General features: G+C 63.2%; 14 protein-coding genes. 9 read left to right on the forward strand and 5 right to left on the reverse strand.

What is annotated here, in order from left to right; genetic code table 11:
- Positions 1-107: 107 nt before the first annotated feature.
- Positions 108-1,394, reverse strand: coding sequence for an ATP-binding protein (locus O3684_RS08935; RefSeq protein WP_500066427.1), 1,287 nt, complete (start codon positions 1,392-1,394; stop codon positions 108-110).
- A gap of 357 nt (positions 1,395-1,751) precedes the next feature.
- On the reverse strand, positions 1,752-1,979 hold the full coding sequence (locus O3684_RS08940; RefSeq protein ID WP_500066429.1) for a hypothetical protein: 228 nt from the start codon (positions 1,977-1,979) through the stop codon (positions 1,752-1,754).
- Positions 1,980-2,715: 736 nt separating this feature from the next.
- Between O3684_RS08940 and O3684_RS08945 the strand changes: the two genes are divergently transcribed.
- From O3684_RS08945 to O3684_RS08980, 8 genes are all read left to right on the forward strand, one after another.
- The gene (locus tag O3684_RS08945) at positions 2,716-4,692 is read left to right on the forward strand and encodes a TIGR03773 family transporter-associated surface protein (RefSeq protein WP_500066431.1); all 1,977 of its coding nucleotides are present in this window, start codon (positions 2,716-2,718) and stop codon (positions 4,690-4,692) included.
- A 71-nt stretch (positions 4,693-4,763) separates the two neighbouring features.
- Positions 4,764-6,377, forward strand: a complete 1,614-nt coding sequence (locus O3684_RS08950) for an anchored repeat ABC transporter, substrate-binding protein (RefSeq protein ID WP_500066433.1) — start codon at positions 4,764-4,766, stop codon at positions 6,375-6,377.
- Between the two features lie 302 nt (positions 6,378-6,679).
- Positions 6,680-7,759, forward strand: a complete 1,080-nt coding sequence (locus O3684_RS08955) for a choice-of-anchor M domain-containing protein (RefSeq protein ID WP_500066435.1) — start codon at positions 6,680-6,682, stop codon at positions 7,757-7,759.
- Complete coding sequence (locus O3684_RS08960; RefSeq protein WP_048670841.1) at positions 7,756-8,475, forward strand: anchored repeat-type ABC transporter ATP-binding subunit; 720 nt, start codon at positions 7,756-7,758, stop codon at positions 8,473-8,475. The genes O3684_RS08955 and O3684_RS08960 overlap by 4 nt, the downstream gene beginning before the upstream one ends.
- Positions 8,472-9,386 carry an anchored repeat-type ABC transporter permease subunit gene (locus tag O3684_RS08965; RefSeq protein ID WP_500066437.1) on the forward strand — a complete coding sequence of 305 codons (915 nt, stop codon included), beginning with the start codon at positions 8,472-8,474 and terminating at the stop codon, positions 9,384-9,386. The genes O3684_RS08960 and O3684_RS08965 overlap by 4 nt, the downstream gene beginning before the upstream one ends.
- Before the next feature lie 353 nt (positions 9,387-9,739).
- A complete protein-coding gene (locus O3684_RS08970) occupies positions 9,740-10,030 on the forward strand; it encodes a hypothetical protein (RefSeq protein ID WP_500066439.1) in 291 nt (96 codons plus the stop codon).
- A 16-nt stretch (positions 10,031-10,046) separates the two neighbouring features.
- Positions 10,047-11,600 carry a hypothetical protein gene (locus O3684_RS08975; RefSeq protein ID WP_500066441.1) on the forward strand — a complete coding sequence of 518 codons (1,554 nt, stop codon included), beginning with the start codon at positions 10,047-10,049 and terminating at the stop codon, positions 11,598-11,600.
- Complete coding sequence (locus O3684_RS08980) at positions 11,594-12,793, forward strand: S8 family peptidase (protein WP_500066442.1); 1,200 nt, start codon at positions 11,594-11,596, stop codon at positions 12,791-12,793. The genes O3684_RS08975 and O3684_RS08980 overlap by 7 nt, the downstream gene beginning before the upstream one ends.
- A 607-nt stretch (positions 12,794-13,400) precedes the next feature.
- Here the strand turns inward: O3684_RS08980 and O3684_RS08985 are convergent.
- From O3684_RS08985 to O3684_RS08995, 3 genes are read right to left on the reverse strand one after another with little or no spacing between them, the layout of a single operon-like run.
- Positions 13,401-14,096: a DUF6318 family protein gene (locus O3684_RS08985; protein ID WP_500066444.1), complete on the reverse strand. Its 696-nt coding sequence runs from the start codon at positions 14,094-14,096 to the stop codon at positions 13,401-13,403.
- A gap of 14 nt (positions 14,097-14,110) precedes the next feature.
- Complete coding sequence (locus O3684_RS08990; RefSeq protein ID WP_500066446.1) at positions 14,111-15,019, reverse strand: hypothetical protein; 909 nt, start codon at positions 15,017-15,019, stop codon at positions 14,111-14,113.
- A complete protein-coding gene (locus O3684_RS08995; RefSeq protein WP_500066448.1) occupies positions 15,012-15,887 on the reverse strand; it encodes a DUF6318 family protein in 876 nt (291 codons plus the stop codon). The genes O3684_RS08990 and O3684_RS08995 overlap by 8 nt, the downstream gene beginning before the upstream one ends.
- Positions 15,888-16,224: 337 nt before the next feature.
- Between O3684_RS08995 and O3684_RS09000 the strand changes: the two genes are divergently transcribed.
- On the forward strand, positions 16,225-17,217 hold the full coding sequence (locus O3684_RS09000) for an Abi family protein (RefSeq protein ID WP_500066450.1): 993 nt from the start codon (positions 16,225-16,227) through the stop codon (positions 17,215-17,217).
- Positions 17,218-17,481: the final 264 nt, after the last annotated feature.

The raw sequence follows: 17,481 nt of genomic DNA on the forward strand, positions 1-17,481 counted from the left end.
CCATCCTTTGCATGAAGTTACATAGAACCGTATAGGTCAAGTGTGCCACTATCCGGGCGATACGGGGTAACGGGGCCGGTGGTTGGGCAGATGTTTCACGTGAAACATCAGGGTTCGATGCATGCATAGGGGAGGACGAGCAGACCGTCGTCGCGCTGGTAGGCGAACTCCCCTTGGCCCACGATGAAACCAAGGAAGGAAGGCTCGGAAGTTTGGGTCATAGGGTTACCGGTCGTGAGCGCACGGAACTTGTGAAGGCGTTCCACGGCACGATCAGTAATTCCCATCGACGACAGTTTGACCTCGAACGCACCCCAGCGCCCGTCAGTGAGTTCGATGATGAAGTCGACCTCGAGACCTTTGTCGTCACGGTAATAAGCGAGGGAGTTTCCGACACCTGGAAGTGTGTCGATGAACGTGAGGAGGTCGCGGCAGACAAGAGTCTCAAACAAGCCGCCGAGAGTTTGAGTATCACGTAGCAATTTGCTGGGAGATAGACCAAGCATGGCAGCAGGCAGCGAGGGATCGACGAAGTAGCGCTTGGGTTTGATGCGCACACGTTTCTTTCCTCGAGCTGCGGGCTCCCAACCAGACACATCTTCAAGGAGATACATGGCGCGGAGATCGTCGAGGTATGCCTTGATTGTGTGGCGTGACTTGTCTTCTCCTTCACTGCCCATATCCTTCGACAGCGTGCTCATTGTCGGAGCTTGTGCAAGATTCATACTGAGAGCGCGTAAGAGCGACCGTGTAGTGTCTGGGGATCGGCGTAGTTGAGGCATATTTACCTCGATCAGGTTGCGTAGGTACTGTGCGGGAGTTTCTAACGCGTCTTCGTCATCAAGATCAAGAATCGATGGCCATCCTCCACGGCAGCACCAACGTGCAATGCTTTCGATCGAGCTGTCGCATCGTTGCGACGTGATCCCCTTGTCATCAAAAAGACCGTGGAGGCTCACGCCGCCGGGAGTTGCTCCGGCCTCGTATGAGGTCATAGGCCGCATGTGAACGCGTGCAATACGCCCGGCACCGCTGTGCCTGATTGCTTCGATATCGTGAGGAGCGGAAGACCCTGTGAGGATGAACTGACCTCGTGTACCCGAGGAGGAATCGATACGAGAACGAACCATATCCCAGATCTGAGGCACCTCTTGCCACTCATCAATGAGGTGTGGATGCTTGCCAGAGAGTACGAGATCGGGAGACGTCTGAGCTGCTCGAAGAGTTGCTGGGTCAGTCAGCGAGTCAGCGCTGTCGGCATGTGCAAGTGAGGTCCAGGTCTTTCCACACCATTTAGGCCCGGCGATTTCAACGGCGCCGAAGGATCGCAGTAGTTGGTCGATACGCCGGTCGATTGCTCGAGGGCGGTAGTTCTCCGGACGTACAGCCTGCACCTGAATCTCCTATGATCAGCGAATATGTAGATCATTATACATTTTCCACCGATTTCATTATACATTTTCCACCGATTTCATTATACATTTTCCGCCCATATCAGTGTCACGCCCACTGGCGGCGCAGCCGGACGCAGCAACGTTGGCGGGCCTCGTGGTGTCCTCTGGAATACGTTGCCGATCGCTGCCCATGGGCTCCGCGGCCTGGCCCACCTACCGTGGTATGACCCCGCGCCGATACGTTGGTCGAGCGCGACGTGGGGGAGCGGTGCCGCGTGCGCGCGAGGGTATGCAAAAAGTCCGCAGCCCAAGTGGGTCTGCGGACTTGCGTGGAACTCCGGCCGAGCCGGAATTCGCTCAGTGGCGGTCGGCCTTCACCAGGTGCTTGGCGTCGGCGAGCTCGTTGAGCTGATCGATGTGAGCCTGGGCAACCATGACGTCGATGGTCGAGAACATGAGTGAACTCCTCGTGGAATCGTATGTTGTGTTGATTCCCTGTTTGACGAGGCCGGGGATCGCCCGGCGGTCTCGTACGTGGAGCGTGCCAACGCGGGTGGCGTCGGCGCGACCCTGCGTTTCAAACAAGAAAAGCACCTAACCAGCTTGGCAGCTTCGTCAGGCGCTTGATAGTTATAGTTTATCCCTGCCAAAACGTGCATTCAACCGATCGGACAGTAATTTAGATCGCAGCAAAAACCAAGTAATTGCAAAGCAAAGTGGCTGCGTGCATACGATCTGAACGAGCATGCGCAGGCCGTCACAATTCGCCGGTTGTGTCGGCTCTGCTCGTCTGCAGATCGCGAAATTTCAGGAAATTTGATGATGGTTCGTGCGTGTTCGTCGATCAAGTGTGCGTGTCGGCCGGCATGACTTGGGGTTGCTCGGGGGCGTGAATGAGTTGGGGTTGCTTGGCGGTGGGTATTGGGGGTGCTCGGCGGTGGGTATTGGGGCGAGAGCGTGGGCATTGGGATCTGTGCGGTACCAGGCGAAGTGTTGAGGTTGGTTGTCGAAGCGCTCCACCAATTTCGCATGCAATTCGGTTATCAGACAAATTGGCGATGTCGAGAAAACCGCGGAATTTCAACGATGTGAATTCAAAATTTGAAAGAGTGGAGGGGGAATTGCATGCGAAATTGGGGTGGGGACAGGTATTCCCAGGGGTTTCTGGGCTTCGTCGGAGCTGTTGCCTGTGATCAGTCGGAACTATTGCCTGCGATCAAAAGTTTCGGGTCGCGGAACTTTGCGCGACGCGGGCCACGATATTAGAATGATAACGATTCTCATTCATATACACGTGCGAAGCACCTAGAGGACTCCCTCTATGAACCCCACGAAGCACCGGAACCCGGGCCGAGCGGCCCAGGCTTTCGCCGCAATGGCCCTCGCGGCCGCCTCCTTCCTCGTGCCCGGAGTGGCACACGCTGCCGACGAGGCCACTGCCGACAGCGCGGACGCGGTAGCAAGCGACGCGGCAGCAACCGCCGCCGACGCCGCAACGACCGACGCAGCCACAGACTCTACCGAGGCCGACGCGAGCACGTGCGCCGTCATGCGCACCGCCCCCGCTGGCACCACGGCCACCCTGGACCGCGGCCACGCCGACATTTTCGAGCTGACCTCCGACGCGTCCGGCACCCTGACCCTCCGTATTAAAGAGGACGCCACCGGCTCCGGCGTCATGCGTGAGCCCGAGCAGACCCTGCTCGCCGTCAACAAGTCCACCCTCACCCAGATCCCCGCCGACGTCAGCCAGACGACTGGCGCTCCCGCCGCCGCGTACCTGCTCGGCCAGTCCGGCGACAACCAGGCCACCGTCCTGTGGCCCGGATGGGACACCCTGGGCATCGCGGTCGGCGGCTATGACGCCGCGCGCTTCCATATCTCCTACACGGGCCCGGAGAACGGCCGCATCTACGCCTTCACCTCCAGCTTCACCGAGGGCACCAAGGCGGTCACCAATGACGGCAGCTTCGACCTGGCCCCCGAGGGCGACGACATCGACCAGCCCTACGCCGCCCACAAGCACGTCAACTGGCTGTTCACCCGCGCCGGCCGCTACACGCTGACCGTCCAGGCCAGCGCGTGGACCCCCGGCAACACCGGCGCCGCCAACGCCCATTCCGCGGCCCGCACCTACACGATCGACGTCGCCGACGAGGCCTCGTGCCTCGCCGAGTCCGCATCGGCCCCCTCAACCGACCAGGCACAGCCCGCCCCCGGCGTGGGCCCCGGCTCCGTGAGCTCCACGAACAACCAGGCCGCGCAGGACCAGGGCGTGGGCGGCGCCACGGGAACGCCCAGCGCCCCGGCCCCCGCGCCCGGCGCGACGGGAACGACGGGAAACACCGGTACGACGACCGGCGCGAACCCCGCCCCGTCCTCGGGCGCGCGCACCACCTCCGGCACGACCGGCGGTGAGCGCTGCGTCGCCACCCGCATCACCCGCGAGGCCACCGAGGCCGAGGCCGCCACCCTGGCCTCGAACAGCGCCCCCGCGAACACCGCGCGCACGACCCTGACCGTCAGCGTCGGCGACGGCGCCTCCGGCAATGCCACCGACGGCCACTTTGACCTGGGCCCCGCCATCGAAAACGGAACCCTCGTCGCCCGAGTCAAGGACGACCGCAGCCAGCCCGCCCAGTGGGTCGACCCCTCGTCCCTGACCTTCGCCCTCGGTGACGCGGCGCGCATCACCGCGCCCGCCGACCTCAGCTTCGTCGCCACCCCCGGCTCGAGCGTCTGGCTGATCCCCTCCACCCAGATCACGGGCGTGCCGTGGCTGGGCCTGAACTCCCAGCGCGAAGAGATCGTCACCGGCACCACCGGCCCCGTCCAGTTCACCCTCGACGCCGTCGAGGGCCCCGGACGCGTCGCCGTCTTCAACGCGGGCGCGCTCGGCTCCGGCGTCGGCGAGCACGTCTTCGACGGCCCCGGCACCGGCTACACGCTCGGCGCCAACACGCACGCCCACCAGAACTGGGTGTTCACCGCGCCCGGCACCTACACGCTGACCATCTCCATGCGCGTCACCCCCAACGGCGCGGCGCTCGCGGGCAGCGGCTTCGGCTCCGGCGGCGACCTCACCGCCACGGGCACGACCGGCCCCAACGGGCGACCCATGGTCTCCCAGGTCGTCGGCCGCACCGCCTCCGGCAAGGACTGCGACCTCTCCCTGGCCACCACCGGCGCCGACACCATCCCCCTGACCGTCGTCTCCCTCACGTGGGCGCTCACGGGCGCGGCCTGCGTGTGGGTGGGCGCGATCGGACGCCGCCGCAACCTGCGCGCACAGTCGTGACCCCTCATTCACGAGGCCGACTCTCCTTCATCCCCCGCCTCCCCTTTCGTGGGTGGCGGGGGAGTGGGTGTGTGCTCACCGCCTCGACGTTAGCGCTCACGGTGACCCTTGCAGGGTGCGCGCCCGCGCCCGACCCAGCATCCGACGGTGAACTGCGTGTCGTCGCCACGACCGGCATCCTCGCCGACCTCGTGCGCAACGTCGCGGGGAGTCGCGTCCACGTCACGCAGATGGTGCCCAACGGGGCGGACCCGCACTCGTGGGAACCCTCCCTGCGCACCATCCGCGACGTGGCCTACGCGGACGTCGCCTTCTCCAACTACCTCATGCTCGAGGAGCACGCCCTCATCCGCGCCCTCGACTCCAACCTGCCCTCTGGCTCGCGCTCCGTCTCCGTCGCCGAGGAGGCCGCCAAGAACGGCGCGACGATCCTCCCCCTCGTCGAAGACCGCGCCCTCGACACCCCGTGGCTCGGCATGCGCGTGTGGGGCGACGGCGCCGACATGGGGGCCACCCGCGCCTCGCAGATCGACCTGACGACCACCGGCGTCGACGGGCCAGGCCAGGCCGCCGCCTACCTCACCACGTCGTTTGGGCAACCCGAAATCGCCTTCGCGACCTCGGACGGCTTCAACGCCGCAACCGGATACGACACCGACACCGCGCAGCTGCCCGCCGACGCCCACCAGCACATGAGCTGGGCGTTCACCGCCCCCGGCGTGTACCGCGTCCACTTCCGCGCCAACCTGCGCACCACGCCCGGCGCCACGCCGGTGGGCGTCGGGGAAGGCACCGCCGTCTTCGCCGTCGGCACCCCGCCCGAGGACATCGCCGCCGCCGAAGGTCGCCGCGTCCTGACCGCCGGCCACGCCGACATCACCGTCAACCTCACCACCAAGCGCGTCGAACTCGCCTCCGACGCCGGAGCACTCAGCGGGGACGAGGCCTCGGCCCCCTGCGTGGGCGCATCCAGTGCCGCGGCGGCCGTCGCCTCGACCATGGAGTGCACCGACCTCGACCATGTCGTCATCGAAGTGCCCACCCGCGCGCTTACGACGATCCCCGGGGAGGCCTCGTTCCGCTTCATCGGCGAGCCCGGCGCGAACGTGTACATGCTGCCCCAGGCCGTCCTCGGCAAGCACGTCCACGGCGACATCGACCCCCACCTGTGGCACGACGTCCACAACGCCCAAGCGTACGTGCGCGTCATCCGCGACTCGCTGATCTCCGTCGACCCCGACGGCGAGGCCACCTACCGGGCCAACGCGGCCGCCTACCTGACGCGCCTCGACGAGCTCGACGCGACCGTCGCCTCGACCATCGCGACCATCCCCGACGAACGCCGCAAACTCGTCACCACCAACGACGCGTACGCGTACCTGGCGAACGCCTACGGGCTCACCGTCGCCGGCTTCGTGGCGCCCAACCCCAGCGTCGAACCCTCCATCGCCGACCGGATCAAACTCCAGGCCACCCTGTCTGACTCCTCGATCCCCGCGGTGTTCCTCGAACCCAACCTGGCGCGCACCCGCTCCACCCTGCGCACCGCCGCCACCGACGCGGGCGTGGACATCTGCCCCCTGTACGGCGACACCCTCGACGACCAAGCACCCACCTACATCGACATGATGGAACACAACGCCCGCTCACTGGCACGCTGCCTGGGCGGCAAGGAGATGCCATGAACACTCATTCCTGCTCCACTTCCGGCCGCCGGCTCTTCGCCCCGGGTCTACGGCTTCCGGTCGGCGCGGGTCCTGCCCGCCCGCTCGCCGCCACGCCCCGAGCATCGCTCGGCGTGTCGTCTCGAAGCCCGGCCAGGCCCTGCAGGCCCCGCGCCGACCTCATGTGGCAAACCATCATGCCGCCCCCGGGACCGAGCGGGTGGGCGCTGCGTCTCGAAGCCCGGCCAGGCCCCGCCGCCGGGGGGAATTGCAGCATTAGAAGCATCCCTACGGCGTGTCGCCGGCGTGTCGCGGCTCTAATGGTGCAATTCCCCCGCCTCGGCATGTCGCTGGGCGCTCTGCTTGTGTCGGCTTTCCTCATCATCGTGGGTGCCCCCTCTTCTTTTGCTGACCCGAGTCCCGACCCCGACCTCGCGCAGAGCGTCGCCGCGCACGAGGAATGGTCCAACGAGGCCAGCGAGATCAGCGTCGGGCACGTCGACCTCGGCCCCCGACTGATCGACGGGCAGTGGCGGGCCGGCCTGCGCCACGACGCCGAGACCGGTGCCGTATGGCGCGACCCCAACCAGACCGTCCTGCGGGTGAGTGACGCGGCCATCATGACCGCGCCCGACTCCGACGACTACCCCTTCCTGGCCGACGTCGCCGGCAAGCCCGTGTACGTCGTACCCCAGACGCAGAACCCGAGCGTCGTGTGGCTCGGCTGGAACACGCAGGACCCCGCCGTCACCGCCACCATCGACCGCGGCCTCACCATGCGTGTCGGCCCCGTGTCCGGTCCCGGCCGCGCGTGGCTGTTCCTGCAGTCCGGCACCTTCGGCAAGCCCCTCCTGCTCGCCGACTCGGGCGCGGCACCTGGCGACGTGTGGATCGACTCGGGCACGCACGTGCACGCCAACTGGGCGTTCTCCGCGCCCGGCACCTACACGGCGACCGTGACCTTCCTCGGCACGACCACCGCTGGCGAGGCCGTGAGCGCCTCCACGACCCTGCGCTTCGCCGTCGGTGACGCCGCCTCCGCGTCCGAGGCCCTGGCCATGGCCGCGCCCGCCGCCGCCGATGCTGCTTCGGCGGGGGCCTCCGCTCCTTCCTCTGGCGCCGCGCCCGTGGCTTCTGGGGCCGCCGACCCCGCGTCCTCTTCCTCTGCTTCGGGGGCCGCGTCGGGTGGGCTGCCCGACTGGGCCTTCCTCGCGATCATCGCCGTCGCCGCGGCGTCGCTCCTCGTGATCGGCACCCTTGTTGTCGCGCGCTCGCGCCGCAGCCGCGCCGAACAGGCCGCCGCCATCGCCGAGGCCGACTCCATCCTCGCGCCCCTGCCCACCGCCCGCGGCGATGAAAGCGCTGAGGGCCCCGGCCTCGTCGATCGGGGAGGGGAGCAGTGAGCCAGCTGCGCGTCACCGGACTGGGCGCGTCCCTGGGCGGGCGCAGCGTCCTCGAGGGCGTCGACCTGGAGGTCGAGGCCGGGGAGCTCGTCGGCCTCATCGGACCCAACGGCGCCGGAAAGACCACGCTGATCCGCTCGATCCTCGGCTTGATTCCCTCCAGCGGGCGCGTCGAGACCGACGGCGCGATCGGCTACGTGCCGCAGCGCCACGAGTTCGCGTGGGACTTCCCGATCAGCGTGCGCGACGCCGTCCTCCAGGCCGTCACCGTGCGGCGAGGCCTGCTCGGGCGCGCTCGGACCCCACACTTCCGCGCCGTCGAGGAGGCCCTGTCCCTCGTCGGCATGCGCGACCTCGCCAAGCGACCCATCGGCGAGCTGTCCGGCGGGCAGCGCCAGCGCGTCCTCGTCGCCCGGGCCCTCGCGATCCGACCCGCCGTGCTGCTCCTCGACGAGCCCTTCACCGGCCTCGACATGCCCACGCAGGAGATGCTCATGGACCTGTTCCGCGCGCTCGCGGACGGGGGCAGGGCCCTCCTCATGACCACGCACGACCTCATCGGCGCGCGTGCTGGCTGCGACCGCCTCTACCTGCTGCGGCGCACGATCGTCGCGTCCGGGCGGCCCGACGAGCTGGCGGACGCCGACCCGTGGATCCGCGCCTTCGACGTGCGACCCGACAACCCGATCCTCGACGCCCTAGGAGTGCGCGCATGAGCACCGTGATCCACGCGGCCGGGGGTGGCCTCGCCGCGGCGGCGGACTTCCTGAGCCCCTACGACTTCTTCCGAGACCTGACGAATCCTGCGCTGGCGTTCCTGCCGCGTGCGCTGCTGATCGCGGTCGTCGCCGCGCTCGTGTGCGGCAGCGTCGGCGTGCACGTCGTCCTGCGCGGCATGGCGTTCATCGGCGACGCCGTCGCGCACTCCGTGTTCCCCGGCCTGGCGATCGCCTTCGTGTGCGGCGGGTCCCTGGTGCTCGGCGGCGCGCTCGCGGGCGTCGTGACCGCCGTGCTGGTGGCCTTGTTGGCGCAGAATCGGCGGCTTAAGGAGGACTCCGTCATCGGCGTGCTCTTCGTGGGCGCGTTTGCGCTGGGCGTCGCGATCATCGCGCGGGCGCCCGGGTACGCGGGGAGCCTGCAGGACTTCCTGTTCGGGTCGATCACGGGCATCCCGGCGTCGGATGTGCCCGTGGTGCTGGCTGGCGCGTTGTTCGTGCTGCTCATGCTGTTCCTGGCGCACCGGCCCATCGTCGCCGTGACCTTGGACCGCGAGAGCGCGCGGGCGGCGGGCGTGCACGTGCTGCTGGCTGACTTGTCTCTGTATGTCGCCGTGGCCCTGGCTGTGGTTATTTCTGTGCAGACGATCGGCAACGTCCTCGTGCTCGCTTTGTTGGTGACCCCCGCGGCCACCGCGCGGCTCCTGTGCGACCGCCTGGGGACCATGATGATCCTGTCGCCCGCGCTCGGGGCTTCCGGGGGGCTCGTGGGCCTGTACCTGTCCTGGGCGCTGGACGTGCCCACGGGCGCCACGATCGTCCTCGTGCTGACCGCATGCTTCGTGCTCGCGTGGGTCTTCGCGCCGAGGCACGGCCTCCTCGCGCGTACATTGCGCGAGAGGCGGGGGTGAGTCTGGGGGTGCTGTGAGCGGGCCTGTGTGTGGGCCTCTCCGAGGACCCGGCCCCGGCCTCGTAAACCAAGGAACACGCTTGTTAATGTGAACGACTGGTCATATGCTTAGCGAGGTAGCACAGTATTCCGTAGCCAACATAATTGTGGGCTGGTTGATCAGGAGGTAGCGCGTGGTTGACGTCGGCTTCGATTCCGATAAGCACGCCCAGACGCGTGACGATATGAAACGGGGGGGGGGAGTCCCTGGGGGACTCATCGGAGGCGCTAGGGCGGCTCATTGACGCGCAAGACCCCTCGTACTGGTCCGACGAGGGTGGCTTCCGGGCAATGCGCACGGCGATCGTTTCGTTGATGAAGAGCGAGGATCGTCTCATTGGCAAGCAGAAGCAGCGCTTCACAAAGTTCGACGACGATGTTGAACGGGCAGCCGAGGCCTTCGAGGCCGCAGAGACCGCGAATGCTGACCAACTCGCTCAAATCCTGGATGACCTCGATCGAGGGGTAACCAGTGGGAGTGGTGGATCGACGACGTCGCCTGCGATTCCGACGCCGGTTGGAAATACCGCCCCAGCAGCGAATTCGGGTACCGACGCCAGCGCCTCGTCAAACGAACCCGTCCAAAACGCACCGTCGGCCATCTGAAAGAGGAGCACGAATCATGGTTGAGAGTCCGATGTACGAGCGCCTCATGAAGTTGGTTGCTGCAATCGAGAAAGCCTCCGCGCTGGACGCCGTGGACGACCAACACAACGCAGTCGTGTGCGGCCTGAACGAGGCCAACAACTCGACGCACCACATGCGCACAAACCAGGGCTTCACCGGGGAGACCGGAGAACAGGTCGACGCGTGGACTGATAACGCGATGAAGCAGGTGCAGGCCATTAAAGAGGGGCACAACACCGCGATGGAGTACTACGTGGAGGCTCGCCGCGCCATGAAGCACGTGCGCGAGGAAGCCATGCAGCTCTCGCCCACCCTGATTGACTCGAAGCCTCAGGCGCTGGCAGACGCCGCGCATGTCGTCATTCCGGTGACGAAATACATGGGCCTAGCGGGCCTGCCCATCAACGCGGTTGCCGCGACGGGTGAAGCGTACGTCCAAGGACTCATCACCCAGGCGAACAACCAGCGCGAAGCTTCCGCAACAGACATCCTGCAGCGTGCCAACGACACGATGCAGAGCTTGGCAGATGGGACGAATGCGCAGCGTGTGGCAATGGAGAGTGGAAAAGCGGGAAATGCAGGTATTCGTGGTCCTAAAGGTCCTTCGAACGCAACTGTTCGCCGCGATATCGAGCGTGGATACCTGAACACCTCCGCTCACGAGGGAGGTGTGTACCCGGGCAATCGCGACACGGACTACGGGAGATCTGATCTGCGAGGCTCTGGTTCCGGGCTCTATCCGGCGGGGTACGACGAAGGCGGGCCGGTCAGCGATCGCGTCATGTCGTCGCCGCGAATCCCGAATCGTTTCGTGACCGAGGGCGAGGAGGGGTCGCGTCTGAACCCGATTTCCGACCCGCAGGATCTCATGGGTGTCGATCTGCTGCACACGCGGGTGAACGGGGACTGGCATCGAAACGGCGTCATTGGTGGCTACACGCCGGCGCCTCCGGTCGACCGTTACCACCCGCTGTGGAACGTCAACGGTGGCCCGGGCAACGAATCAGCGCTCGCTGCTCGCCTCAGCGGTGCTGGCGTGCTGGGCGCGGGAGCGCTGGGCATGCGCGGTGCCGCCCGCATGGCAGGAGGCCTCGGCTCGTCGGCGGGTGCTCTTGGTCGCGGTGCAGCGGGCGCCCTCGGACGAGGAGGAATGGCTGGCAACGTGAGTGGCATGTCCGCGCTGCGCGCGGGATCCTACTCCGGTCCGGGCTACGGGACCTACAAGGCTCCCTCTGGCACCGGAGGACTCTCTGGTATCGTCGGAGCCGATGGCTCCCGCGGGGCGGGTGCCGGTGTTGGTGCCGCTGGCTCCGGGAAAACCGGAACTCAGGGAACTAGTGGCTTCATGGGCGGCGGTGCTGGTGCGGGCGCTGGTCAGGGCAAGGGCGATGAGAAGGCGAAGCGTCGCAAGTACACGCCTTTCCGCGTGGAGGACGAGGATGAGTTGCCGGAAGGATACGTCAATCCGATGTCGCAGACATACGGGACGGAGAAGGACATTACACCCGCTCCGATTCGAGACGATGGGTGGGATCCGCGCCAATGGTGAGGCCGCAGAAGAAGCGTCGAGCGCGTGCAAGGAACTGTGTCGCCGTGGCTGCTGTGGGTGCGCTCGCAGTTGGCATGGTGTCGATTCCCGGTGCCCCCGCGAACGCGGCGGACACGATTACAGCGGCTGATCAGGCGTACTTCGCGTACTACGGACTGGATCGTGCGCGCGCGAAGGGGTACACGGGGAAGGGCGTGACGATCGCGATGATCGACGGAAAGGTGGATACGTCCGTCCCCGAGCTCGCTGGTGCGGATATCACGGTAAAAATTCCGTGCACGATTAACTCTTCGCCTGCTGTGGCGACGCATGGTACTGGGGTTGCCTCTATCCTCGTGTCTACAGATTATGGCGTTGCGCCGAAGGTGTCCCTTCTTGCGTATCAAGGTACATTCGGCGCCGATGGTGATCAAGGTAGTAGCGATTGTGATGATCCGAGTGGCGTCACCAAGGATAGTCAGCCATGGCTGTTGAATCAGGCAATGAATGACGGTGCCCAGATCATTAACGTATCGGCTTCGACGCCGAATGAGTATAAGGAACTCAAGTGGGTTACCGCTCGAGCGATCGCGCAACAGGTCATTTTGGTCAACGCTGCCGGTAATAGTTCGCGTGACGATGATGATACGTCGCTGTCCGCGTGGTCCGGTGTCGTCGGTGTGACGGCGATCAGTACCGATGGGGCTCGGCAGGACTACTCCTCGTGGGGTCAGGGTGTGGTGACGACATCGATTGGCGGACCTGTGCTCTTCCGCAACGTCGAAACTGGCGCGAACGATACTGTCTCTGGTACGTCGGTCGCCTCACCGATCGTCGCGGGTGTTCTGGCGTTGGCCAAGCAGCGGTGGCCTGAGGCGACCAGCAATCAGCTGTTGCAGTTGCTGGTGAAGACGGGCTTGAATCCTGATCATGGGTGGAACAAGTACGCCGGGTTTGGTGGCATTGATCCGGGCGCGATGTTGAATACGGATCCGTCGCAGTTCCCTGATGAGAATCCGTTGGCGCAGAAGCAGGGTGGGTCGAGTCCGACGCCGGAGGAGGTCCAGCAGTACGCGGATGGCGTCGTGGATCCCACGGAGATCGTGAACGATAGTTCGTACACGTATCGTGGCCTCGACGAGTCGAAGCTGGGGGATGACCTGAACGTCTACCCGACACACCTGGGCACGAGCCCGCGCTACCACCGAAAGTGAGGCGCGCGTGGCCTGGCGCGCATCCTGGCGATTGTTTCACGTGAAACATTGACGTGGTAAGAGCGGAGGCGGCGGTATTGTGCTGCGTAGCGAGCTTCGGTTCTGACCGCGTACATCCGAAGTCCCTCTATGACGCTCTCTGTCACATCTATGAACTTCTATGGGATCTATCGAGGGTTCTATGAAATAGAAATGGGCTTCTATGACATAGAAGTGGGGCTCTATGAGATAGATGGACGGGTCTATGAAATGGCGCCATCTGAGGAGCAGATGCTCCTGCAGTGCCATCATCGATCGACGGCTGATGCGGAACCGGTGCAAGGCAGTTCGCTGCGAGATCTAGTTGCGCGAGGCCTGGTTAGGTCCGCGGGGCAGTGCCGTTGGGTGTGCTACGAGCTTGTTCAGGAGAGCTGAGAGTTCCTATTTGGGGTCCTGGCGGCTGTTGACCGTGAAACATTGACGCTGAGGCCCCAGCCCACGATGGTGGTCTGGGGCCTCAGCATATGGAGTTCTGGAGTCGTGGTGACACATCTGTATTGTCAGCATCAACAATGAGAATTGACTCTGCGGCCTGTCGCTCTCGGCGGATATTGATTCTCGGTGGTCATTAGTGATCCCAGATGTGGGTGACGACCCATGTATCCCCCTGCTCTTCAAGAAATAGGACACGAAAGAGTGTTTGTTCGTTGTTGATTTCTTCGCCGGTTACGGTGCTTATGGTGTCGTATTCTTCTGACGCCTTTTCCTCTGTTAGGTAGCGGAATCCCGCCGGTGTTTGCACATAAGTGAATTCGACACAAATTCCTTGAGTGCCTGCCTTTTGGAGTGAACACTCGTATATTTTATTTGTTTGAAGATACTGATTGGTGAGCGGCTTGACGAGATATGCATCTGTATGCATGCGTTCCAGGTCGTGCGCAAATGCATCACAGTAGCCCTCAACCTGACATATCTTCATGAAGTCTTCTGTGTCTCCGGTATTGAACGCATATGCCCATAGGTCGATGTACCACTGTGATGTCGCTTGGGCACCAATTTGTCCACCTGCGTTGAGGTGCGGCGGGGGAGTGGGTTTCGGGACGTCAACTGGTGTCGGCTGCGCGGATTGAGGGGTGTCTCCCGATTGGGAGCCAGATTGCGCGATACTGTCAGACTGGGGTGACTGCGCCCCGGACTGAAGCTCGGTGTGTGCGTGGGCGCGAGCGTTAAACGCGCGGAATCCCACGAACGATACTGCGACGAGAAGGATGGCGGCGATCACTGCGCCGATCCACCGGCCGATGTTGGAGGATTTCGTAATCATGGTGCATCACTCGCTTAGTGGCCTTGTTTTTCTTCCCAGGTGTCGGTGTTGGAGACGATGAGGTGGTTGAGGGGGAAGGGGCCTGTTGTTTCTTTGGTGGTGACGAGGCCGTTGATGGTTTGGGTTTCTCCGGTGAAGGGGTTGGTGGCTGTACCGCTCCAGGTGGTGGTCAGTGTGATGGTGCGTGTGGCGTTGGGGTAGGGGCCGTCGAAGCGTGAGCGCCACCCGTTGGGCGGGGTGTAGTAGTGGCGGATGAGCCTGGGGTCCTTGTTGGGGTCCATGCCCTTTTCGAAGGCCATTCCTTGGTAGGCGGTGATGGTGTGTGGGGTGTCGTCTCCCCAGTCCCATTCGTAGTTGGTGGCTTTGAAGGTCACTGTGACCTCGCGGCCGAAGAGACTCACAGTGTGGGTTTGGGTGGGATTGGTGACTGAGACGATTGTGGGAATGTACTTGTTCGTGTATGAGACGTGTGGGGGCTGCTTGTAGATCCCTGCGCCATCGGCGCGGATGGAGACGGCGGCGCGGCGCAGGAGTGTCCGTGTCGACGGAGGCTCCGATGGGGTCGCGGAGGGTGGTGGGTCGTCGCATCTCCAGTAGGTAGGGAACATCATATGACCCGAATCGTAGGAAACGGGATTCTCACAGTGATAACCAAACGCAAAGTCGAGAATGTCAAACTTCTTTTCGGATGTATCTGTCGCTTCCGAGCCGTCGTCATCGAAAGCAACATTGTTGGAGTCATAGCCAGTATCGTCCGCTCTATCGCCAGCGGATCCGTTGATGTATGCGGTATCGCCGTCGGTATGGCTGCCCATCGTATCCGGAATATCGTCCGCAGCGAATGTCCGGGCTGGTAGGGCAGTGATCGCAAAGCAGGCCAGTGCGACAGAGCAGCTCAAATGCATCAGTTGATTCTTACTCATTGTCGCTAATGATCCTTCCTTGTGTCTCTTTCCAGCGTCCATCAGACCAAGTCATTACCAGTGTGAATGTGGATTGGTAATGTTTGCTTGACGTGCGGGTATTCTTATTCACGCACGTTGTCCCATCGAATGATTCAATACGATACTTAACGAGAACCGAGCCTTCGGGCGTATCCGTACCATTTGCGTCCAGTGGTTTGAGCGCGAGAATTTGGGTGACCTTTGACTCCAATCCGTAGGTCCATCCATTCGCGTAACGTTCATCGATGTCATTGATATATCCGTTAGCGAACTCCGATGTGGGGGATGACATGTCAGCAAATGGTCGTGTGTCTCCTGTGTTCCACCCGTAGACGAGTAGTGCGAGGTAGTGTTCTGCGGCTGCTTCTGCTCCTCGTTCTGTGTTTTCCCTTGCTTCGTCGGGGAGCTCGGGTTTGGTGTAGGTGTCTGCGGCGTATTGGGCGGGGCGCACGAGGACGCCGTCGGGGCCGACCTGGTAGCCGCCCGACATTGCTGCCTCGCCCGAGGCCAACGCGGATGCGGTGGGTGCGGGCTGAATGGCGGGGGCTGTGGCCGCGATGCTGGGTTTTTCACCCCACGCGTGCCACCAGCCTTCGGCGACACCGTTGATGTAGACAGCGAAGACGGCTCCGGCGGCGAGGCACACGTAGACCACGCGCATCGTCCAATAGAACGGCTCGACGTGCAGCCACGCCCAAAGCCGGGGATGAGCCCCCGCGGGCGGGTTGTCGTCACCAACCCCCGGCCCGCTACCGGCCTCAAAGAGCGCGTCCCGCGGTGCGGCGTCGTGCCGCAGCTGGTCCTCGTCCTCGGTGTCGAGGTGGTCGAATAATGGTGGAACCGTCATGGCGTTGTACTCCTCCACGGTGAGGTGCCCTGCAGCGTACCCCCGTCCTTGGAGGTGCGCCCTACTGTTTCAGGGTACGCGCAGAACCAGCACGAAAAACTAAGAATGCTGCGCAACCATCACGCACATCCTCCCACCCACATTCCCGAAACCGCACGGATGTGCATGCCTAGCCTCGGCCTCGTCGCGATCTGAGGGTATGGGCGTGTGAGTTCGCGCGTCACAGGCAAGGGGGCTTGAGTCCAAATAGGAATAAGTTGTAAACTTTAGGCAACCGTTCAGCCCGCCGCTCCCTCGGAGTGGACGGGCTGGATTTCTATCTGGAAGGTCAGATGGTATGGACGAGCAGGTCAAGGATCCGACCACTATCGACGAACAGATCCACATTCTGTCTGAGCGAGGCATGCAGGTGGATGCCGATCTCGCACGTCAGTGGCTTCGTAGTGTCTCCTATTACCGCTTGTCGGGCTACTGGTACCCGTATCGCGAGCAACTTGAGTCGGCCCCCAGGATGCCTGTTCGCGCCGACACGTTTGTACAGGGCTCAACCTTTACTGAAGTGGCTGGCCTGTATGAGTTTGATCGTAAACTACGCACACTCGTCCACGATGGGATCGAACGCATTGAGATTGCGTTGCGTACGCGCGTCGGTGAGTGGATTGTTGCTCGTGGTCCGCTCGCCTACGAAGCGAAGGATCTGTTCCGGCCAGATTTCGACCATAAGTCATGGTTGACCACCGCTCGTAGGCGGCTCAAACGCGCCGAGGGCAATAATGCTGCAATCAGGCACTATTCAGAAAAGTACGAAGGGTACCCGTTTTGGGTACTCGCTGAAACATTGGACTTTGCCGATATTTCAAAGCTGTACGCCGGACTCCCCACCAATGCGCAGCATGAGATCTCGCATAGCTTCGGTTTCGTCATCGATCCACTGAGATTGAAGGGCAAGCACAGGAAGAACTATTACTCCAGAGATCCCTTAGCGCGTTGGTGTGAGCAGCTGACAGTCGTGCGTAACGTTTGTGCTCACCATGGACGCCTGTTCAACAGAAACCTACTGCCAGCATCGACCGTCGCATTTCGCACAATTGACGGCTTGGAGTCGCTTCCCGAGGGACAAAGCGACAAACTCTTTGGGGCGCTTCTTGTCATGGCATTCATGCTGAATAGCATTTCACCTGGCACAAGCTGGACAGCCAAAGTGAGCGGTTTGGTGCAGGACGAGTATGCGCAGCTTCATCTGCGTTCTGTCACCGAGATGGGTTTTCCTCATGACTGGGCAAGTAGCTTTAGCCAGCTGGGAATCAAGCGGCATAAGCAGTGTCCGTAATAACAGAACTAGCCAGTTCCGGGGGCGTCATGAACCTGAGGGCCAGCGCGCGCCCAATTGGCAAGGATCATCGGGGTGGCGTAGGTCCTCATCTGTGTAGCGGTGGTTTAGTGTCCTTGTTTTTCTTCCCAGGTGTCGGTGTTTGAGACGATGAGGTGGTTGAGGGGGAAGGGGCCGGTCGTTTCTTTGGTGGTGACGAGGCCGTTGATGGTTTGGGTTTCTCCGGTGAAGGGGTTGGTGGCTGTACCGCTCCAGGTGGTGGTC

The organism is Pauljensenia sp. 20925_1_27, from assembly GCF_041432835.1.
GTDB lineage: Bacteria > Actinomycetota > Actinomycetes > Actinomycetales > Actinomycetaceae > Pauljensenia.